The 20,291-nt window shown below is 47.8% G+C and carries 20 protein-coding genes and 1 other annotated feature; of the genes, 18 read left to right on the forward strand and 2 right to left on the reverse strand.

The genetic code is table 11. The features are described 5' to 3' along the window. Nucleotides 1-205 precede the first annotated feature (205 nt). The 7 genes from BM184_RS00990 to BM184_RS01020 all read left to right on the forward strand — a co-directional run bounded on the left by BM184_RS00990 (nt 206) and on the right by BM184_RS01020 (nt 6,361). A complete protein-coding gene (locus BM184_RS00990) occupies nt 206-1,069 on the forward strand; it encodes an AraC family transcriptional regulator (RefSeq protein ID WP_177208493.1) in 864 nt (287 codons plus the stop codon). Nucleotides 1,070-1,074: 5 nt separating this feature from the next. Further along, on the forward strand, nt 1,075-2,250 hold the full coding sequence (locus BM184_RS00995) for a Gfo/Idh/MocA family protein (RefSeq protein WP_086942172.1): 1,176 nt from the start codon (nt 1,075-1,077) through the stop codon (nt 2,248-2,250). A 19-nt stretch (nt 2,251-2,269) separates the two neighbouring features. Next, complete coding sequence (locus BM184_RS01000; RefSeq protein WP_086942173.1) at nt 2,270-3,283, forward strand: Gfo/Idh/MocA family protein; 1,014 nt, start codon at nt 2,270-2,272, stop codon at nt 3,281-3,283. After that, nucleotides 3,276-4,139 (forward strand): sugar phosphate isomerase/epimerase family protein, encoded by an 864-nt coding sequence (locus tag BM184_RS01005; RefSeq protein WP_086942174.1) that lies wholly within the window; start codon nt 3,276-3,278, stop codon nt 4,137-4,139. The genes BM184_RS01000 and BM184_RS01005 overlap by 8 nt, the downstream gene beginning before the upstream one ends. Before the next feature lie 78 nt (nt 4,140-4,217). Further along, nucleotides 4,218-5,300: a Gfo/Idh/MocA family protein gene (locus BM184_RS01010; protein ID WP_086942175.1), complete on the forward strand. Its 1,083-nt coding sequence runs from the start codon at nt 4,218-4,220 to the stop codon at nt 5,298-5,300. Nucleotides 5,301-5,453: 153 nt separating this feature from the next. Continuing rightward, nucleotides 5,454-6,158 (forward strand): NAD(P)H-dependent oxidoreductase, encoded by a 705-nt coding sequence (locus tag BM184_RS01015; RefSeq protein ID WP_086942176.1) that lies wholly within the window; start codon nt 5,454-5,456, stop codon nt 6,156-6,158. Nucleotides 6,159-6,178: 20 nt separating this feature from the next. Next, complete coding sequence (locus BM184_RS01020; RefSeq protein WP_086942420.1) at nt 6,179-6,361, forward strand: hypothetical protein; 183 nt, start codon at nt 6,179-6,181, stop codon at nt 6,359-6,361. Between the two features lie 60 nt (nt 6,362-6,421). On the opposite strand, the gene BM184_RS01025 is transcribed toward BM184_RS01020, so the two are convergent. After that, nucleotides 6,422-6,961 (reverse strand): GNAT family N-acetyltransferase, encoded by a 540-nt coding sequence (locus BM184_RS01025; protein WP_086942177.1) that lies wholly within the window; start codon nt 6,959-6,961, stop codon nt 6,422-6,424. Between the two features lies 1 nt (nt 6,962). Further along, a complete protein-coding gene (tyrS, locus tag BM184_RS01030; protein WP_086942178.1) occupies nt 6,963-8,225 on the reverse strand; it encodes a tyrosine--tRNA ligase in 1,263 nt (420 codons plus the stop codon). A gap of 70 nt (nt 8,226-8,295) precedes the next feature. Then, nucleotides 8,296-8,509, reverse strand: a binding site (T-box leader). Between the two features lie 319 nt (nt 8,510-8,828). Between tyrS and BM184_RS01035 the strand changes: the two genes are divergently transcribed. The 11 genes from BM184_RS01035 (at nt 8,829) to BM184_RS01085 (ending at nt 20,135) form a co-directional block, all read left to right on the forward strand. Beyond that, nucleotides 8,829-10,151: a C40 family peptidase gene (locus tag BM184_RS01035; protein ID WP_086942179.1), complete on the forward strand. Its 1,323-nt coding sequence runs from the start codon at nt 8,829-8,831 to the stop codon at nt 10,149-10,151. Nucleotides 10,152-10,273: 122 nt separating this feature from the next. Continuing rightward, complete coding sequence (locus tag BM184_RS01040; RefSeq protein WP_086942180.1) at nt 10,274-11,035, forward strand: MerR family transcriptional regulator; 762 nt, start codon at nt 10,274-10,276, stop codon at nt 11,033-11,035. Between the two features lie 204 nt (nt 11,036-11,239). Continuing rightward, nucleotides 11,240-13,258 carry a methionine--tRNA ligase gene (gene metG, locus BM184_RS01045; protein ID WP_245830587.1) on the forward strand — a complete coding sequence of 673 codons (2,019 nt, stop codon included), beginning with the start codon at nt 11,240-11,242 and terminating at the stop codon, nt 13,256-13,258. A 113-nt stretch (nt 13,259-13,371) separates the two neighbouring features. Further along, the gene (locus tag BM184_RS01050; protein WP_086942182.1) at nt 13,372-14,154 is read left to right on the forward strand and encodes a TatD family hydrolase; all 783 of its coding nucleotides are present in this window, start codon (nt 13,372-13,374) and stop codon (nt 14,152-14,154) included. Next, the gene (gene rnmV, locus BM184_RS01055) at nt 14,151-14,750 is read left to right on the forward strand and encodes a ribonuclease M5 (protein WP_086942183.1); all 600 of its coding nucleotides are present in this window, start codon (nt 14,151-14,153) and stop codon (nt 14,748-14,750) included. The genes BM184_RS01050 and rnmV overlap by 4 nt, the downstream gene beginning before the upstream one ends. Then, complete coding sequence (rsmA, locus tag BM184_RS01060; RefSeq protein WP_086942184.1) at nt 14,747-15,646, forward strand: 16S rRNA (adenine(1518)-N(6)/adenine(1519)-N(6))-dimethyltransferase RsmA; 900 nt, start codon at nt 14,747-14,749, stop codon at nt 15,644-15,646. Before rnmV ends, rsmA begins: the two co-directional genes overlap by 4 nt. Before the next feature lie 264 nt (nt 15,647-15,910). Continuing rightward, entirely contained in the window at nt 15,911-16,168 is a 258-nt protein-coding gene (locus BM184_RS01065; protein WP_068559042.1) for a Veg family protein, read from the forward strand. A gap of 238 nt (nt 16,169-16,406) precedes the next feature. Continuing rightward, complete coding sequence (gene ispE / locus BM184_RS01070) at nt 16,407-17,267, forward strand: 4-(cytidine 5'-diphospho)-2-C-methyl-D-erythritol kinase (protein WP_086942185.1); 861 nt, start codon at nt 16,407-16,409, stop codon at nt 17,265-17,267. Nucleotides 17,268-17,691: 424 nt separating this feature from the next. Beyond that, entirely contained in the window at nt 17,692-18,654 is a 963-nt protein-coding gene (locus BM184_RS01075; RefSeq protein ID WP_086942186.1) for a metal ABC transporter substrate-binding protein, read from the forward strand. 18 nt (nt 18,655-18,672) lie between these two features. Further along, entirely contained in the window at nt 18,673-19,380 is a 708-nt protein-coding gene (locus tag BM184_RS01080) for a metal ABC transporter ATP-binding protein (protein WP_086942187.1), read from the forward strand. Beyond that, nucleotides 19,326-20,135: a metal ABC transporter permease gene (locus tag BM184_RS01085; protein WP_218150957.1), complete on the forward strand. Its 810-nt coding sequence runs from the start codon at nt 19,326-19,328 to the stop codon at nt 20,133-20,135. The genes BM184_RS01080 and BM184_RS01085 overlap by 55 nt, the downstream gene beginning before the upstream one ends. Nucleotides 20,136-20,291: the final 156 nt, after the last annotated feature.

Raw genomic sequence — 20,291 nt, forward strand, 5'->3', positions numbered from 1 at the left:
GTGACCATTGAAGCAATGTACCATTTTGTTCACATATCACCCAAAACACTGTTGTACCAAGTAAAGTCGAGAAGCATTATTCTCGACTTTGTTTTTTCGAACAACGAAAAGCACTCTCGGTCAATTATTTGAAAAATGTAAGCATTTCAGGGCATTGAATTGTAACCGCTATTATTTTATACTTTTAAGTGTCAAAGAGAGGGAGGTGACACGTATCATTGAAAAATTGTTGATCGGATATCACGTCAAAGGACAAGCATATGCCCTTGACTTCCATACACATCCGCAATATGAAATATTCCTGTTCCACGGCGGAAATTGTCGATTCCTGGTCGGTAATAAAATCTATTATCTTCAGCCCGGTGACTTGCTGATGATGGATGGGATGACGGTTCACCGTGCCTACGTCATCGGAAATAAGGATGCGTACGAACGCAGCATCGTCCATTTCGATGCCGACTGGATCGCACCTTTACTGAAGGATCTGAACATTGACTATCTGTTGCGATTGTTTACTGAAAATCGTAATGGCCTCATTCGGACTTTTCGAAAGAAGGATGAACTCCTTTTGGAAGATGCTATCCGGGAAATGAATCATTTGCAGCAGTTGGACCAATCCTATGCAAATGAAGCGAAACGCAAACTGTCTTTAATCCAGTTGCTTCTGAAGATAGATTCTTCAACCGATAAGATCGTAGAAAAAGGCCAGGCTTACGTCGATGAAAAAACGCAGATAGCGGAGAAGGTTTCGGAATACATTTTCAGGCATTACCGGGACTCGTTCAATATCGATGATATCGCCTCTGCCCTTAATTTGAGCAAATCCTATTTGTCCCATGCTTTCAAAGAAATCACAGGAAACACCATCATGGCTTATGCGATGGGATATCGGCTATCACAAGCATGCACGGCGTTATTGATGGAACCATCCAAATCCATCAAAACGATTTCCGGCGAATGCGGTTTTGAAAGCGATGCCCATTTCAGCAGGTATTTCAAACAGAACATCGGCAGTACACCCAGTAACTACAGAAAAAACAATAGAATCAGCATACAAAAAGGAGAATGATGAGAATGACAGATAAAGTGAAATTAGGAATTATTGGTTATGGTGCAGAAGGCGGAATGTACGCAGGGTTCTTCAAGAACAACGATGAGCGCCTGAACGACAACATCGAGTTGGCGGCAATCTGCGACAACGATCCGGCTAAAAAAGCGAAAGTCGCTGAAGACTTTCCTGGACTGCCTTTCTTCGACAACTACCTGGATCTTTTGGAATCCGGTATTGTAAACGCAATCGTAACGACTGTTCCGCACTATGACCACTGCGTGATGGGGATCGCTGCACTTGAACGCGGCATCCACTTGTTGGGCGAAAAGCCGGCTGGTGTTTATACAAAAGATGTTGAGCGTTTGATCGAAACATCGAAGAAACACCCAGAGACAACTTTTGCGATCTTCTTCAACCAACGCACTAATCCACTTTACCGCAGAGTAAAACAATTGATGGATGAAAAAGCGATCGGCGACTTGCAGCGTGCTACCTGGATCATCACAACTTGGTGGAGACCGCAAGGCTACTACAACCAAAGCGCATGGCGTGCGACTTGGGGCGGAGAAGGCGGCGGCGTGCTGGTGAACCAAGCTCCTCACCAATTGGACCTGCTGCAATGGATCTGCGGAAAGCCTGAAAAAGTATACGCGAAACTGCAATATGGTGCAGGCCGCAACATCGTAGTGGAAAATGAAGTGAACGCACTCTTGGACTTCGGCAACGGTGCTACCGGTTCATTCATCACTTGCACAAACGACATTGTCGGGACGGACCGCTTCGAAATCTTTGGCACGAAAGGCAAAATCATTGTCGAAGATTCGAAAAAACTGATTGTGAAACAATTGACGGCTCCTGAAGCTGAACTATCCGAAAACATGGATATGCAGGACGTCATGAGACTCTTCATGGGACAGGTCAATATGGAAGATTACGTAAAAATCACCGAAGAAGAGTTTGTGACACCACAAGGTCTGCAGCACATTTCTGTGCTGAATAATTTTGCCGACCATATCGTAAACGGTGAGCCTTTATTGGCCAACGGTGAAGAAGGCATCAATGGTGTTACTTTGGCGAATGCGATGCACTTGTCCTCTTGGTTGGATAAAGAAGTGGACTACAATGTGGATGGCGACCTGTATTTGGCTGAACTGAACAAACGCATCGCTGAAGAAGGAAAATTCGAACAAAAAAAATAAGAAAGTGACGTGATCAGGGATGTTAAGAGCGGCAATAATTGGATTAGGAGATGTATCGCCTGTCCACAAATATGCTATCGACGCCAGCGACAACGGTGAATTGGTTGCGGTCTGCGACGTAAATGAAGCGTTGAAGGCCAAATATCCTGATGTGCCTTTTTATACAGACGTTGAAACGATGTTGGAAAAAGAGGATTTGGATGTTGTGCATATCTGCTTGCCGCACTATCTGCATTATCCGATCACGAAACTTTGTGTTGAAAAAGGCGTGCACGTTTTCCAGGAAAAACCCTTGGCTTTGGATTATGACGAAGGGTTGAGGACGCTCGCATTAGCGGAGGAAAACAGCAAGAAGATCGGCGTGTGTTTCCAGAATCGCTACAATGAAACTTTTCTGGAGCTCAAAAGATTGCTTGCGGACGAGGACGTCGGGGCTGTTACGGGGGTAAAAGGATTGGTGGCATGGCACAGGCCTGAGACCTATTACACCACCAAACCATGGCGCGGCCAGATGGAATTTGCCGGTGGTGGATCCATCATCAACCAAGCCATACATACGCTTGATCTGATGCAAGTATTGGGCGGGGAAATAGACCGGTGCAAAGCTAGCCTGTCGAACATCACAGACTATGACATCGAAGTCGAGGACACTGCCGTCGCGAATTTCACATTCAAGAACGGTGCGCGCGGATTTTATATGTCGACCAATGCCTATGTCGAGAATTCCAGCGTAGAATTGCAGGTCATCACCGAAAAGGCAAAATTCACGATCAAGGATAACTGTCTCTACCGCTCGAACAGTTCCGGCGAAAAAGAACTGCATCTGCAGGACACACCGATGGAGGGGACGAAATTTTATTACGGGCCAAGCCATTCTGCCCTCATCCAGCGTTTCTACAACGCGATTGAAGCAGATACCGAGGATTATGTGACGGTACGGGATGCCTTGCCGGCGATGCTGATGATCGATGCAATGAAATTATCGTCAAAAGAAAAACGTACAATCGAAATGGAGGAAATCATACATGGCTAAAGTTAAGATAGGTGTACAAGCGTCAACTGTCAAAAAAAGCTTTGAAGAAGTAGGGCCTTATGAAACACTGAAGAAATTGCACGAAATCGGCTACAATTCAATCGAAATTTCGCAAGTAGCGACAACGCCTGAGAACATTGCCGAAATTCAAAAAGCGACCGCTGATTTCGGCATGGAAGTGGCTTCAATGAGCGCTTCCTTGAAACCGCAAGTAAAAGACGGCGAATCTTTGACGACACACTATGATAAAATCGTAGCGGACTGCAAAGCCGTGGGAACGGATCTGTTGCGCATCGGTATGTTGCCGATCGACGCGATGGCCAGTCTGGATAAAGTGCTGGAATTCTGCCATGATGTCAATGAAGTGACGCAAAAACTGAAAGAAGACGGCATCACCTTGTATTATCATAACCACCACATCGAATTCCGCAAATACGACGGTAAATTTCTGCTGGACATCATCCGCGAAAAAGCGCCATTGTTGGGCTTTGAGCTTGATGTTCACTGGGTGCAGCGCGGGGGCGCAAACCCACTTGAAGTCATCAAAGACTACAAAGGCAAAGTGGAATTGATCCACTTGAAGGACTACCGTATCGCTGAAATCCCACAAGATGGCTTTGATGCTTTATACAGTGGGGATGTTGCCAAATTTATGGACTACTTCACAAACACAATTCAATTCGCTGAATTGGGAACAGGCAGCCTGCCTTTGAAAGAAATCATCGAGGAAAGCATCTCATCAGGCGTTCGCTACCTATTGGTGGAGCAGGATGATACGTATGGAGTGGATCCGTTCGAAAGCTTGAAGATTTCTCGCGATCACTTACTGGAATTGGGTTACGGAAACCTGTTCTGATCAATCGGATGAAGAAGTTCGGAGAAAATTCTCTTCGGGCTTCTTCCTATATTAATGAAAACGATGGAGGTTCTACGAGTGGGAAATAAAGATGGAATGAATTATGCCCCGAAAGGGAAAATCAATAGGGTTGTGGAGCCGGGAGCATTCAATGTCGGCGTAACGGCACTGGACCACGGGCACATCAACGGCATGACGAACGGTTTGATCGAAGCCGGCGCTACGATCAAATATGTGTACGATCCGGATGCGGAAAAGGTAGCAAATTATCTGGAATCATTCCCGGATGTTACCGTTGCTGAGTCCTTGGAGCAGATCCTGGAAGATCCAGAGATCCAATTGGTTGCGGCTGCGGCCGTTCCGAATTTGCGCAGCGCTTTGGGCAACCGCGTCATGCGGGCAGGGAAAGACTACTTCACCGACAAGACCGGCTTCACGACACTTGAGCAACTGGAAGAGACCAAAAAAGTAGTGGCCGAGACCGGCAAAAAATATTGGGTCTATTTCAGCGAAAGGCTGCATGTGGAAGGCGCTGTGTTTGCCGGCCAGCTGATCGAAGAGGGACGGATCGGCCGCGTCATCCAAGTGACGGGTTTTGGACCGCATCGCCTGGATAAAGAGAAACGTCCGGATTGGTTCTTCAAGAAAGAACAATACGGCGGTATTTTGGCCGACATCGGCAGCCATCAGATCGAGCAGTTCCTCTACTATACGGGAAATACCGATGCCGACGTGCTGCACAGTAAGGTCGGAAACTACAACAATCCGGCTACGCCTGAATTGGAGGATTACGGCGATGCCACGCTGGTCGGAGACAATGGCGCGACCTTCATCTTCAAAGTTGATTGGTTCACGCCGGACGGGCTTGGAACGTGGGGCGATGGCCGCACGTTCATCACCGGAACGGAAGGGACAATCGAAATCCGCAAATACATCAACGTGGCGACGGAGCAGACCGGCGATCACCTCTTCCTGGTGACGAAGGATGGCGAGGAGCACTATTCCTTGACAGGTGAAGTCGGGTTCCCGTTCTTCGGCGAAATGATCTTGGATTGCGTCAACCGCACCGAAAATGCGATGACACAGGAACATATCTTCAAGGCGCAGGAATTATGCCTGAAGGCGCAAGAACAAGCGCTTAACATCACCGCAAACCTATAAGAAAATATGTCCCTTTCTTTGCTTCCGGATCATCCGGGTGGCGAAGGAAGGGATTTTTGTTTGTTTCGGGAGGGGTTGAGCATGCAACTTGAACTCTGGCCGGCAGCTTGTTATGATGCGGAGGAAGAACTATTGAGAGAATGAGGTGAAAGGATGCAGACATTGATCATAGTCAGCCACCCGACGCTGGCTGATTCGAATGCGCAAAGGTTTCTGTGGGAAAGCCTTCCGGCTGAAGGGGTAACTTGGCATCATCTCGAATCGGTTTATCCGGATGGACAGATCGATCGGGAAGCCGAACAACAACAATTGCTCCAGTATGACCGCATCATCTTCCAATTCCCGTTCTATTGGTACAGCTCGCCTGCTTTATTGAAGCAATGGCAGGATGTCGTCCTGACGGAAGGGTTAGCCTACGGGACTGACGGAGGCAGGTTGTCGGGGAAAGAATTCGGCCTCGTTTTGGCACTCGGTGTGAATGAACGGGAATACCAAGCAGGGGGGAGGGAAGGCTTCACGATTTCGGAACTGACCCGGCCTTACCAGGCGATGGCGAAAAAATGCGGCATGGTGTACTTGCAGACGTTGGTTGTTTCTAAATTCGATTATCTGAACGACAGTAAGAGGAAAGAGTTGCTGATCACTTACCAGCAATACCTGACCAAAGACAATGACGCCAGTCTCAAGACTTCAGAAAACTGGTTCAGAATCCAGTTGCAGTCGCTCGGGAAAGCTGGACTTTCCGAAGAAAATCAGCAACTGGTGGAGCATCTGCTTGCCGTTTTGGATGACAACCGCGAGCAGCTGGATGACCTGGCGTGGACGTTGGCGCAAATGGAAGGAAATCAGCTGGGGTAAGGATAAAGCGAGGGATGACAATGGAGACCGAAAATTGGGTTCAGGAACAACTGGACCATTTAGTGGAAGCAAGCAAAGACTACCGGCAAAAAGCACTCTTCCAGGAGACGAAGAAGCTTTTCCAGGAGCAGTACCAACGGATGGAACAAATGGAAGGCGAACTGGACGGGCGGATGTGGAGCCCGAAAGAGTGGTCGAATTAGCTAATGCAAAAAAATAGAGGACAGCTGAGCGTTTGCTTGGCTGTCCTCTATTTAGGTTGTTTATTGTTCCGGTGTGAGCGGGAATTGGTAGACGTAATCGTCCATCACGAAGCCGCCTCCAATGGGGGAGACGATGGATTCCGTGCGGACAAAACCGTATTTTTCGTAGAATGCGATGGAACCTTCATTATATTTGTTGACGGTAAGCTCCAGAACTTTTTTCCGTTCTTGCTTTGCCAAATCGACCATTTTTTGCATAATCTGATAGGCGTAGCCTTGCCCACGGGCCTCCTTCAGCAGGTAAAGTTTGCTGATGAACAGCTTGTCGTCCTGCAGTTGGATAGCCAGGTAACCGGCGGATTGGCCCTCGCTTTTGATGAGGAAATAATCCAATTTGCCTGTTTCGATATCCTCTTCCAGATTCGCTCTGGACTGGATATTCTCCAACATATAGGTGACCTGGTCCGGACCGAGGATCGGCAGATAGTATTCATGCCAGATGATGTCAGCTAAGCGGGACAGCTCGTTGATCTGCTCCATGCTTTCAACAGGTTCCAGCCGGAGTGACGTTTCGCGCGAAAACAGCTGCGGGGTCGTCATATCAAGACACCAACTTTACCAGGAAATATTTCTTTTTGCCGCGGCGCACGAGGATGAAGCGGCCTTCGAAAGAGTTTTCGGCAGTGATGACGAATTCCAAATCCGTGACTTTATCGCCGTTGATGGAAATGGCGCCGTTTTGGATGTCTTCGCGTGACTGGCGGCGTGACGGTTCAATGCCCAAGTCGACCAGCCAAGTGACCAATTCCTGTTCCTTCAGGTCGGACTCAAAAGTCGGCATATTTTTGAAGCCTTCAGCGATTTCATCGGCAGTCAATTCCTTCACTTCGCCGGTAAACAGAGCTTCAGTGATCTTCAACGCATCCGCCAAGGTTTGTTCGCTGTGGACGAAGCGCGTCATTTCAGCTGCCAATACTTTTTGGGCTTCGCGTTTGTGCGGCTCAGTTTCCACTTTTTCGGCCAAAGCATCGATTTCTTCCTTTGAAAGGAAAGTGAAGTATTTCAAGTATTTGATGACATCGCGGTCGTCCTGGTTCACCCAGAATTGGTAGAACTCGTAAGGAGTTGTTTTTTTCGGATCCAACCAGACCGCACCGCCGGCAGTCTTGCCGAATTTTGTGCCGTCCGCTTTCAGCATCAATGGAATCGTTAACCCGAAAGCTTTTGCTTCTGTACCTTCTTTTTTGCGGATCAGGTCCAAACCGGCAGTGATGTTGCCCCATTGATCCTGACCGCCGATCTGCAGGTTGACTCCCTCATTTTGGAAAAGGTGCAGGAAGTCCATCGACTGCAGAATTTGGTAAGTGAATTCCGTGAAGGAAATACCGGTGTCCAAGCGGCTGGCTACGATATCTTTAGCCAGCATCGTGTTGATGTTGAAATTTTTGCCGAAGTCGCGCAGGAAATCCAACAGTGTCAAATCTTTGGTCCAGTCATAGTTGTTGACGAGGCGGATGTCGGCCGAGCTGTCGGACAGGAACAGTTTCTTCATTTGAGCAGTCAGAGCATTTGCATTCTCGACGACTTGATCCATCGATTGCAGAACCCGTTCCTCGCTCTTTCCGCTTGGGTCGCCGATCGATCCGGTCGCGCCGCCGATCAGGATGACGGGTCTGTGTCCGGCCAATTGGAATCTCTTCAATACGATGAAAGGGATCAGATGTCCGATATGCAGGCTGTCGCCGGTCGGATCGACGCCGCAGTAAAGGCCGATCTGCTCCTCCTCCGTTAATTTGCGTAAGCCTTCCGCGTCTGTTTGTTGATTGATGGCACCGCGCCATTCTAACTCGTCGATGATATTCATGTGCTTCATTCCTTTTCTCATAAATTTATATGCAAAAAAATCCCTGTCCAGACAAGAAAATTCTTGTTTGAACAGGGACGATAGTTACCGTGTTACCACCCAGCTTGCAAAGTCATCCGAATCGGAAAGACTTTGCCACTCTGACATGTATCGTATGCCGGACGCTTATGCGCATAAGAAAGCTCCAAAGTGTAATTCGAATCCAGGCTTGCATCAGCTTCCACCAACCGCTGACTCTCTATAGGACAAAATCCCGATTCTACTGTCTTTTTCATCGCTTTTTATTGTATTGGTTAATTGCCGTAAGTATAGCGCAGCAAAACTTCAGATGTCAACCGTGACAATAAAAAAAGCAATGTTACATAAATGTTACGAAGTGGGGAAAGGCAGGAAATATTACTGATTACGCGGATTCAGATACATTAGGCCCGCCGTTTTACAGAAATGTTACAGTTAGGATACAACTTGTCGAAACCGGGTTAAACGAAAAAAAACTATGTTATGATTCATTATGTTGATGAATCTTAAGAAAAACTATAAAAAGTTAAAAGATATATAAGAATTATAACTAACGACAATCGAATGTAAGTGGAGGAATTAGACTTGAAGAAGAAATTAGTGGCTATCGCATTAGCAGGTACGATCCTTGCAACAAGTATAGTAACGCCTTTTACAGCTCAAGCAGATGAAATCTTAACAAAAATCCAACAGCAAGAAACTAAAATTTCTGAATTGGACAGCAAACAAAGCACGGCAGAAGAAAACTTGTCTGCAATCACTGCAGAAGTTGATGCAGCCGAAAAAAGAGCGGAGACTCTTTTGGCAAACCGCGTAAAGACACAAGATGAGATTGTTGCTTTACAAGAAGATATTGCCGAATTGCAAGTTGTCATCGCACAACGCGAAGAACAACTGGATGAGCAAGCAAGATCTGTTCAAGTGAACGGTTCAAACGAAAACTACTTGAACTTTATCGTAGCATCCGAATCTTTCACAGATTTGGTATCCCGCATCGATGTTGTTTCAAAAATGGTTTCAGCCAATAAAGAATTGGTAGAACAGCAAGTTGCGGATCAAAAGGCTGTTGAAGACAAGAAAAATAAAACTGAAGAAAATTTGAACGAAATCAATGCAATGGCCATGGAGTTGGAACAACTTAAAGGCGATCTGCAAGTGAAGAAAATCGAACAAGAAAGCGCAGTTGCCGCTTTGGCTGCTGAAAAAGCAACGGCTGAATCCGACCGCCAAATGTTCTTAGCGCAAAAAGAAGAAGCTGACCAAAGAGCCGCCGCAGAAGCTGCTGCCATTGCCGCTGCTGAAGCTGCCGCAGCAACTGTAGCTGCAACAGTCGCACAAGCAAGCTCAGAAGAATCTTCAACCGCTGCTTCATCCGTTGATGTTGCATCAAGCACAGTTGCAAGTTCCGAGTCAGCTGCTCCTGCTCAAACGGTTGCCGCTGCACCAGTTGTTGAAAGTGCACCAGTTGTGTCTGCTCCTGCAGCAGCTGCACCAGTCGTCAGCGCACCAGTTGTGTCTGCGCCAGTCGTTACTGCACCAGCATTATCGGCACCAACAGGCGATGTTGTTTCCATTGCCGCAAAATACATCGGCGTTCCTTATGTATGGGGCGGAAAAACACCGTCAGGCTTTGACTGCTCTGGCTTCACGTCTTATGTCTTCAGAGAAGCATACGGCATCGAAATCGGTGGCTACACAGTTCCTCAAGAAAACTCAGGTACACAGATTGCTGTATCAGCTGCACAAGCGGGAGATTTGATCTTCTGGGGTTCGAGAGGCGCGACTTATCACGTTGCGATCTACGTAGGCGGCGGACAATACATCCACGCTCCAGCACCAGGCCAAACAGTTACTTACTCTTCTTACAACCTTTCCGGCGCATCATTTGCCGTTCGTGTTGCAAGATAATCCGAAAAACCTACGACAGTCCTCCGGGGCTGTCTTTTTTTGATTTTTGCGTAGATATGAAGAGAAGCTGTTGACCTTAACGCAGCGTCAAGGTGTAAGATAGGATTATCGGAGGGGATAGAATGGAATATACAATCCAAAAATTGAGCCGATTGGCCGGCATCAGCACGAGGACGCTGCGCTTCTATGACGAAATCGGCCTGCTGAAGCCCAAACGTACCAGTTCCTCTGGCTACCGCATCTATGGTGAGACAGAGGTGGACAGGCTGCAGCAGATTCTGTTCTTCAAACAGTTGTCTTTTTCGCTTGATAAGATCAAAGCCGCGATGGATGATCCGGCATATGATGCGGAACAATCATTGGTCGCACATAAACAGGCGCTGTTGGAGAAAAAGAAAGAAATCGAATTGCTGATCAAAACGGTGGATGCTACGCTTGAAGAAAAAAGAGGAGGCGGAAGGATGAGCGACAAAGAAAAATTCGAAGGCTTGAAGAAGGAACTGCTCGACGAGAACGAAATCCGCTACGGGCAGGAAATTCGCAAAAAATTCGGAGAAAAGACCGTTGCGGCATCAAATAAGAAGTTCGCAGGAATGAGCGAAGCGGATTTTGACGCAATGCAGGAGATGGCCGCACGCTTGCAGGAGATGCTGACGGAAGCGATGGCTACGGGGGATGCCGGCGGAGAGGCTGCCTTGGCGGTTGCTGCGTTGCATAAACAATGGCTGAGCTATACTTGGCCGAGCTACTCTCCGGAAGCGCATCGTGGACTGGCCCAGATGTATGTCGACGACGAAAGGTTCACCGCTTACTACGATAAAGCATCAGGCAAAGGGGCCGCTGCATTTTTGCGGGATGCGATCCACAACTATACGGATAAGTGACAAATGCTGGATGATGCTGGAGAGGCCGGGAGCTGTAATTTGCTTTCGGCTTTTTTGGTGCGTGGATCCGGAGGTGCAGGCGTTGGCAGGAGATGGCCGCATGTTTCGAATTTCGCCCCCAAACCCTTGACTTTTGTGGTAGAATGGTACGGTAAGTTGCGTACATTCGCAAAGAACTTAGAATTCAGGGAGGCGCACTCATTCGTGGCTAAAGACAAAAATACATTTTATATCACTACTCCAATCTATTATCCGAGCGGAAAGCTCCACATCGGAAATGCGTATTCTACTATCGCATGCGATGTAATGGCGCGCTATAAAAAACTGATGGGGTTCGATGTGTTCTACCTGACCGGGTCAGATGAGCATGGACAAAAAATCGAGAACAAAGCAGCAGAATTGGGCATCACACCGAAAGAATATGTGGACGGCATGGCCCAGGATATGCAGGATCTGTGGAATCGTCTGGACATTTCCAACAACAAGTTCATCCGCACGACAGATGATGATCATGTGCAGGCCGTTCAGCAGATCTTCGAACAATTATTGGCACAAGGCGACATCTATCTTGGCGAATACGAAGGCTGGTATTCCGTTTCCGATGAAGAATTCTTTACGGAAACACAATTGGCTGAAGTATACCGCGATGCCGACGGAAAAATCATCGGCGGGGTTGCGCCAAGCGGGCACGAAGTTGAATTGGTGAAAGAGGAGTCCTACTTCTTCCGTATGAGCAAATACGCGGATCGTCTGTTGGCTTATTACGATGAGCATCCAGATTTCATCCAACCGGAGTCGCGCAAAAACGAGATGGTCAACAACTTCATCAAACCGGGCCTTGAGGACCTGGCTGTTTCACGGACGACCTTCACCTGGGGGATTCCCGTGAAGAGCAATCCGAAGCACGTGGTCTATGTCTGGATTGATGCTTTAGCGAACTACATCACTGCATTGGGATACGGTTCGGATGATGATTCCCTTTACCAAAAATATTGGCCGGCTGATGTGCATATGGTCGGGAAAGAAATCGTCCGTTTCCACACCATCTATTGGCCGATCATGCTGATGGCTTTGGATCTTCCGCTTCCGAAAAAAATCTTCGGACATGGTTGGTTATTGATGAAGGAAGGCAAAATGTCCAAATCCAAAGGCAACGTTGTCTATCCGGATATGTTGGTGGAGCGCTTCGGTTTGGATGCTTTGCGCTACTATCTGATGCGCGAAGTGACCTTCGGCAGCGACGGCATCTTTACGCCAGAAGACTACGTGAACCGGATCAATTATGATTTGGCGAATGATCTGGGCAATTTGCTGAACAGAACAATCGCCATGATCAACAAATATTTCGGAGGGAATATCCCTTCGGCGCCTGCAGCAGAAACGGCTTTCGATGCGGAACTGAAAGCGATGGCGGCGGAAGTGACCGAGAATTACCAGAAGGAAATGGACAACATGCAGTTCAGCTCGGCCTTGTCCGAAACATGGCGCCTCATTTCACGCGCGAACAAATACATCGACGAGACAGCTCCATGGGTCTTGGCGAAGGATGAGTCCAAGCAAGCGGATTTGGGAAGCGTTATGGCGCACTTGGCGGAAACCTTGCGCGTTGTCGGCATTCTCTTGTCTCCGTTCATGACGCAAGCGCCGTTCAGAATGTATGAACAACTCGGATTGGACTTCGAAAAACAAGGCGCTTGGGAAAACGTAGCCTTCGGAACGTTCCCGGCGGACGTGAAGGTAGTCGAAAAAGGCACGCCGATCTTCCCCCGTTTGGTTACAGAAGAGGAAGTCGCCTACATCAAGGAACAAATGGGCGGAACGGCCCCAGCGGAAGAGGAAACGGTCGCGGCCGAGTGGGATCCAACGACTACCGTACTGACTTCCGAAAAAGAAAAACAGATCAAATACGAAGATTTCGATAAAGTCGAGCTGAAGGTAGCTGAAGTCATCGACTGCCAAAAGGTCGAGGGAGCGGACAAATTGCTGAAATTCCGTCTGGATGCGGGTGATGAAGGTCATCGCCAAATCCTGTCGGGCATCGCGCAATGGTATCCGGATCCTGCGTATTTCATCGGCAAGAAAGTCATCATTGTCGCTAATCTGAAAGCGCGCAAAATGAAAGGCGAAATCAGCCAAGGGATGATCCTTTCTGCTGAGAAGGATGGCGTACTGCAAGTGATACTCGCACCTGAATCGGCAGCAAATGGTTCTACAGTGGCATAAGGGTTTTTGTGATTCAAGGAGCCTGGGACAGTTGTCCCGGACTCCTTTGTCCATTTTAAATGCAGAAGAGTCAGTGGGGCAAAGGCCTCCCCACAGGAACCGGAAAGGAATCTATGGATAAACTATTATTTGATACACACACGCATCTGAATGTGGATGCTTTTGCGGATGATGCTGACGCGGCCATCGTAAGGGCTCACGAAGCCGGTGTCGGAAGATTTGCGGTAGTGGGCTTCGATGCGGACACGATAAAAAGGTCGCTTGAATTGAGCGCGAAATATCCTGAAATCTACAGCATCATCGGTTGGCACCCTACGGAAGCAGCGACCTATACTGCGGCAGTGGAGGACAGCCTGATGGCGTTGCTCGAAGAAAAAAAGGTTGTTGCCATGGGCGAGATGGGTCTGGACTATCACTGGGACACAGCGCCGCATGATGTTCAGGCGAAAGTATTCAGAAGGCAAATCGCGATCGCCAAAGAATTGGAACTGCCGATCAGCATCCATATGCGTGACGCTATCGAAGACACGTACCGCATTCTGAAGGAAGAGGATGTGCGCGATATAGGCGGCATCATGCACAGCTTCAGCGGTGATGTGAACTACATGAAGAAGTTTTTGGATTTGGGCATGCACATTTCGATCAGCGGCGTCGTCACTTTCAAAAAAGCGACGGAAGTGCATGAAGTGGCCAAAGCTGCACCGATCGAGAAGCTTCTGGTCGAAACCGATGCGCCGTATCTGGCGCCCGTCCCTTTCCGTGGAAAGAGAAACGAGCCGGCTTATGTACGCTATGTAGCCGAAAAGATTGCTGAATTACGCGGCCAGACCTTCGAACAGATTGCGCTGCAGACAACCGAAAATGCAAATAAATTATTTGGGTTGGATGACAAATGAAAATAGAAGAAATCATAGTGGTTGAGGGGAAAGACGATACCAAACGGATCAAGGAAGCGGTGGAGGCTGATACGATTGAAACGAACGGATCGGCAATCAACGAAGAAACGCTGCGGTTGATTGCCCATGCGCAAGCAACGCGGGGCGTCATCGTCTTCACCGATCCGGATTATCCGGGCGGGAAGATCCGGGCAACGATCGTGGAACGGATCCCCGATGTCAAGCATGCGTTTTTGCGTAAGGATGACGCGCAATCCCCGAAAGGCGGAAGCCTCGGAATTGAGCATGCCTCCCCCGAGATCATAAGGGAAGCGCTGAAGAATGTCTACACGCAAAGGCAAGCTGAAACGAGCGACATCGACAGGAAATTCCTTGATGAATGGCATTTGGTCGGACATGCCGATTCAGGGCGCTATCGGGAATTGCTGGGGGATGTGCTCGGAATCGGCCATACCAACGGCAAACAGTTATTGAAACGCCTGCGCATGTTCCAACTGGAAAAAGAAGATGTTGATGCAGCGATGACAGTCATTTTGAAAGAACTGGATGAAAAGGATAGCCTGACCGCTCAGCGGCAGGAGGAGGAAAACAGATGAGTGGATTAGAACACGATAAGGATATAGCAACACCAAGCAGAACGAACGCCATCTTAAAGAAATACCATCTGACCATGAAGAAGAGCCTGGGGCAAAACTTTTTGGTGGAACCGAATATATTGACGAAGATGGTGGCTGCAGCCGGCATAGACAAAAACACCAATGCGATCGAAATCGGGCCCGGTATTGGAGCATTGACGGAGCGTCTTGCCAGAGAAGCCAAAAAAGTAGTAGCGTTTGAAGTGGACAGACGATTGGCGCCTATTTTGAAGACAGAACTTGCGGAATACGATAATATCGAAATCATTTTTCAGGATATTCTGCAGGCGAATGTTCCGCAGGTCATCGAGGAGCATTTTGAACCGGCTGACCGATTAGTGGTAGCCGCGAATCTGCCTTACTACATCACGACGCCAATCATCATGAATTTCATCGAGACGGATTTGCCGATCGATACGTTTGTGATGATGATGCAAAAGGAAGTCGCACAGCGTATGACGGCCAAGCCCGGAACGAAAGCCTTCGGTTCATTGACGATTGCGATCGACTACTATACGGAAGCCGAGATTGCCTTCATCGTTCCGAAGACCGTTTTTGTGCCGCAACCGAATGTCGATTCGGCAATCCTGAAGCTGCAGCGCAGAGCGGAACCCAAAGTGAAGGTTACGGATGAGAAGTTCTTTTTTGATCTGGTCCGTGCCGGTTTCAATCAGCGCAGAAAAACGCTCTGGAACAATCTGCAGTCCCGCTACGGCAAAACGGAAGAGGTCAAGGCGGCTTTGACAGCCGGACTTGAAGAAGCTGGCATTGAGCCTTCAAAACGGGCAGAAGCCCTGAGCATTGAACAATTTGCGGCCCTTGCGAACGCCTTGGTCAAATATTTGGACGTTCAATAAACCGTTGAAAGATTGCCTGATATTTCAGTGTCCGGAGGCACCGTCGAGCAGGATGACCCACCTTCCGGATCCCGTATCAAAGCGAAGGGGAGGCATCCGCGGTGCAATTTTTCATTCAGCTGTTTTACTAAAAAAAAGTAAAAAAAGTTGATAAGATTTCTTTAAAAATTTATTCGTTTCATAGTTGCGTGCATACGTCCTCTGTGATATACTTGTTAATTTAATTTATCTGTGTTATAATGGGACTCAGTGAGGTGAAACAGAATGCCGGATAATTTGAGTCAGATTAAGGAACAACTGGAATGTCACTTAGGGCAGAAAGTTATGCTGACTGCGCAAGCAGGACGCAAACGCAAGACGGAACGAAAAGGTATTTTACGGGAAACGTATCATGCTGTATTTGTAGTTGATCTAGACCAAAACGAAAATGCATTTGAACGTGTATCATACAGTTATGCAGATGTTTTAACCGAAGCTGTAGAGATCTTATTTTACGATGAAGAAAAATGCCAGTACGCTTAAATTATGTAAGAACTTATTCCAAATAAATCAAACAGACATCGAAATGTCTGTTTTTTTTTATCGAAAAATCGCTTGATGCAGGCGGAAGCGTGTGAGGAACAAACCGGTTCCGGGCACTGAGCCATGAGATATTGTGCATTCAGAAACTAATTCTTGTTTGTTGACATATATTTCTTTTAAAAAGGGCACGCTTACGCTAGTATTGTATTATAAGAACAGTGGAGAGGAGCGTGGAGCGATGGAATGGATTGAACGTGCGCCGGCAAAAATAAATTTGGCGTTAGATGTACTGTATAAGCGGGATGACTATTATCATGAACTCGAAATGGTGATGGCTTCAGTCGACCTCGCGGACCATCTTACTTTTACTCCTCTCGAAGAAGATGAAATCAGGATCTACACAAATAAAGTGTTTCTGCCCGTGGATACGCGTAATCATGTCTATCAAGCAGTGAAGCTTCTTAAAGACCGTTGTGGGATAAAGAAGGGAATCAAAATTGAAATCGACAAGAAAATCCCTGTTGCAGCCGGATTGGGCGGCGGCAGCACGGATGCCGCCGCAGCTCTGCGCGCGCTGAACAAGATCTGGGATCTGCAGCTTTCTGTTGAAGAACTCATTGCGATCGGCAACCAAGTAGGTTCGGATGTTCCCTACAGCATAGTGGGCGGCACTGCTTTCGTATCGGGCCGGGGGGAAATCGTCCGGAAATTGCGGCCGATGCCATCCTGTTGGGTGATTTTGGCGAAACCGCGCCTGAGCGTCTCGACGAAGACGATTTTCCGTCTGCTGGCTGTCGAGGAACTGCAACACAAGCCGACTTCCCGCATCGTAGCGCAAGCCATCGAAGAGGGCGATTACGAACGGATGTGCCAGAACGTAGGGAATGCTTTGGAACAAGTGACCTTCAATAAACACCCGGAACTGCGCAAATTGAAGGACCGGATGGAGAAGTACGGCCTCGACGGCGTGACGATGAGCGGCAGTGGCCCTACCATCATCGGATTCAGCAGGAACACATCGCGCATCAAAAGAGTCTACAACAGTTTGCGCGGATTCTGCGAAGAAGTATACATGGTCCGACTGCTGAATGAAGAATGAGTAGAAAAGCGGGACAAGCCCGCTCTGCCTCGAAAGAAATTTAGGAAATCTGGCCTCGCAACGTTCCCTATGGTCACCTTATACTGGGACTCTAAGGGATAAACCCCTAAGAGTCCCATGCAAATGAGCATCGCAGAGCGCAATGGGTCAGATTTATCTAATTTCCGAGAGGCAGGCTTGGACCGCTAGCCATCTTTTTGGAATGTAGAATATTTTGAAATTGTGTGAACACCTATGGTGATGCACAACCGAATTTTTAATACACTAATGTCTAGGCTTAACCAAAACCGCGAAACTCCTTTGGATGTTCGCGGTTTTTGCTTGTGAAACGGAAGCGAAATGGTTGACGCGTTGCATCCGGTTGTGATAAAGTGTCTATCGGGACTTAAACAGGAATCATTACGTTTTGGAGGAATAATAAATTATGCTAAATAGACTGAAAATGACAGGCATTTTGTCTGCGGCAGCCCTTGTTCTGGTTGGTTGCGGAACAAGTGGAAACAGCGAATCAGGCATTTCTGAGGATGGCATAAAGGTTGTCACAACCTTTTATCCGATGTATGATTTTGCGAAAAATGTAGTAGGTGACAATGGCGAAGTATCCGTTTTGTTGGATGCCGGACAAGAATCGCATGGCTATGAGCCGACACCGCAGGATATCGCGGCGATTGCTGACGCTGATGTGTTCGTCTACAACAGCGATGAAATGGAAACGTGGGTGCCAAGCGTATTGGAGTCCATTGAATCGAGCGATGTGATCGTTGTCGAAGCTGCCGAGGAAATCGCGCTATTTGAAATGCAAGAAGATGAAGCTGCCGAAGAAGAGCACAGCGATGAAGCCGGAGAAGAAGGCGAAGATGCCCACAGCGTCGATCCACATGTCTGGTTGGATCCTGTGTACGCACAAGAGGAAGTCGACGCCATTTTGGCCGGAGTGCTTGAGGCGGATGAAGCGAATAAAGAGAGTTATGAAGCGAATGCCGCTGCCTTCAAGGAGAAATTGGCGGAACTGGACTTGGCATATCAGACTTCCTTTGAGACTGCCGAAAACCGCACGTTCGTCGTGCAGCACGCAGCTTTTGGCTACATCGCCCGTCGCTACGATCTGACTGAAGTGGCTGTCTCCGATGTGTCATCCGATGCGGAACCGAATCCTGCCAAACTGGCTGAACTGCAGCAATTTATGATCGATAATCAGATCACTACCGTTTATTACTCGGACAGCGCATCTTCGAAAACAGCAGAAACGCTTGCCGAAGAAGCAGGGGCCTCGCTGGAAGTGTTGAGTCCGCTTGAAGGGATAACGGATGAAGACCAAGAAGCGGGCAAAGATTACTTGAGTGTGATGGAAGAAAATTTGGAAGCTTTGAAAAAAGTGATCCAGTAACAGAAGAGAGGGATTCAATTGGAATATATCGATGTACAGCATCTGTCGTTCTATTACGATGATGAACCTGTCCTGCAGGATATCACATTCCAAGTGCACGAAGGGGAATTCGTCATTCTTACAGGCGAAAATGGCGCTGCGAAATCCACTTTATTGAAAAGCATCCTGGGCCTGTTGAATCCCCGGGAGGGCAGCGCGACAATTTCGAAGGTGAACTATCGTGGGGAAAAGCTCACGATTGGTTATGCACCGCAGCAAATTTCGTCGTTCAATATCGGTTTTCCGAGCAGGGTACTTGAGTTTGTGGAGTCCGGCAGATACCAAAAAGGCAAATGGTTCAAAAAATTGGATGAGGAAGATAATATCCATGTAAAAAAAGCCTTGGAATCAGTCGGCATGTGGGAGATGCGCAACAAAAAAATCGGGGAACTTTCCGGTGGACAAAAACAACGCATCGCTTTGGCCCGCATTTTCGCAACCGATCCGGACTTGTTCGTGCTCGATGAGCCGACAACCGGCATGGACAAGGAATCGCGCGAGCGTTTCTATCGTTTGCTGAAACACAATTCACAAGTCCACAATAAAGCGATCATCATGGTTACGCATGAGCATGAAGATATCAAAGAATTTGTGGATACCCATATCCAGTTGGTCAGAAAGGAGGATTCGCCGTGGAGATGTTTCTCTATGGATTTATGCAAAGAGCCTTCCAAGCATCAACATTGATTGCGATCATGGCGCCCGTTTTGGGCTTGCTGCTGATTTTGCGCCGGCAGTCCTTGATGTCGGACACATTATCCCATGTATCCTTAGCAGGAGTTGCTTTAGGGATGCTTCTCAACATTAATCCTACGCTTACCACATTAGGCATCGTCATTTTGGCGGCGGTCGGAATCGAGTACTTGCGCGTCATCTTCAAAGGTTATTCGGAAATATCCGTCGCGATTTTGATGGCTACAGGGATGGCAGTAGCTTTGGTGTTGATGAGCTTCGTGTCGGGGAAACAGAACGCAAGTGTGGAACAGTTCCTGTTCGGCTCGATCATCACGATAAATGATGAGCAAATCGTTATCTTGTTGGCGTTGGCAATCATAGTCGTTTTGTTGTATCTGATCTTCCGCAAGCCTTTGTATGTGTTGACGTTTGATGAAGACACAGCCCATACGGCGGGCTTGCCGGTCCGCATGATGTCGTTGTTGGTGTCTGTGATCACCGGGGTAGCCATCAGTGTGGTGATGCCGATTACTGGTTCCTTGCTGGTTTCTTCGATAATGATACTGCCGGCAGCCATCTCGATGAGGTTGGTGCATACCTTCAATGGTGTGATCCTGCTTGGGATCGGCATCGGCTTGACGGGGATGTACGGAGGATTGTTTGCTTCCTATCAGTACGGGACGCCTCCCGGGGCCACAATCACCTTAGTTTTCGTGGCGATGTTCGTTCTGACGAGCCTCTATAAGGTCATCGTCGAAAAGAAGTAGAATCTTAACAATAAGATATATGGACAAGAGCAGAACATTGCTCTTGTTTTTTTTGTTGAAATTCGATTAAAAACGAACAATAGACAATTAAAAGCTTCCATTTTTCAGGAATCAACTATATAATAGGGAAAAGAACGCAATATGAGGAGAGATTTG

The organism is Trichococcus pasteurii (genome assembly GCF_900112935.1).
In the GTDB taxonomy this organism is placed as follows: Bacteria; Bacillota; Bacilli; order Lactobacillales; family Aerococcaceae; genus Trichococcus; species Trichococcus pasteurii.

What these genes read in the sequence shown, in the direction of transcription:
- BM184_RS00995 (WP_086942172.1), top strand. Translation starts at nt 1,075, where the DNA reads ATGACAGATAAAGTGAAATTAGGAATTATTGGTTATGGTGCAGAAGGC.
- BM184_RS01000 (WP_086942173.1), top strand. Translation starts at nt 2,270, where the DNA reads ATGTTAAGAGCGGCAATAATTGGATTAGGAGATGTATCGCCTGTCCAC.
- BM184_RS01005 (WP_086942174.1), top strand. Translation starts at nt 3,276, where the DNA reads ATGGCTAAAGTTAAGATAGGTGTACAAGCGTCAACTGTCAAAAAAAGC.
- BM184_RS01015 (WP_086942176.1), top strand. Translation starts at nt 5,454, where the DNA reads ATGCAGACATTGATCATAGTCAGCCACCCGACGCTGGCTGATTCGAAT.
- BM184_RS01020 (WP_086942420.1), top strand. Translation starts at nt 6,179, where the DNA reads ATGGAGACCGAAAATTGGGTTCAGGAACAACTGGACCATTTAGTGGAA.
- BM184_RS01025 (WP_086942177.1), bottom strand. Translation starts at nt 6,961, where the DNA reads ATGACGACCCCGCAGCTGTTTTCGCGCGAAACGTCACTCCGGCTGGAA.
- tyrS (WP_086942178.1), bottom strand. Translation starts at nt 8,225, where the DNA reads ATGAATATCATCGACGAGTTAGAATGGCGCGGTGCCATCAATCAACAA.
- BM184_RS01040 (WP_086942180.1), top strand. Translation starts at nt 10,274, where the DNA reads ATGGAATATACAATCCAAAAATTGAGCCGATTGGCCGGCATCAGCACG.
- BM184_RS01050 (WP_086942182.1), top strand. Translation starts at nt 13,372, where the DNA reads ATGGATAAACTATTATTTGATACACACACGCATCTGAATGTGGATGCT.
- rnmV (WP_086942183.1), top strand. Translation starts at nt 14,151, where the DNA reads ATGAAAATAGAAGAAATCATAGTGGTTGAGGGGAAAGACGATACCAAA.
- rsmA (WP_086942184.1), top strand. Translation starts at nt 14,747, where the DNA reads ATGAGTGGATTAGAACACGATAAGGATATAGCAACACCAAGCAGAACG.
- BM184_RS01065 (WP_068559042.1), top strand. Translation starts at nt 15,911, where the DNA reads ATGCCGGATAATTTGAGTCAGATTAAGGAACAACTGGAATGTCACTTA.
- ispE (WP_086942185.1), top strand. Translation starts at nt 16,407, where the DNA reads ATGGAATGGATTGAACGTGCGCCGGCAAAAATAAATTTGGCGTTAGAT.
- BM184_RS01075 (WP_086942186.1), top strand. Translation starts at nt 17,692, where the DNA reads ATGCTAAATAGACTGAAAATGACAGGCATTTTGTCTGCGGCAGCCCTT.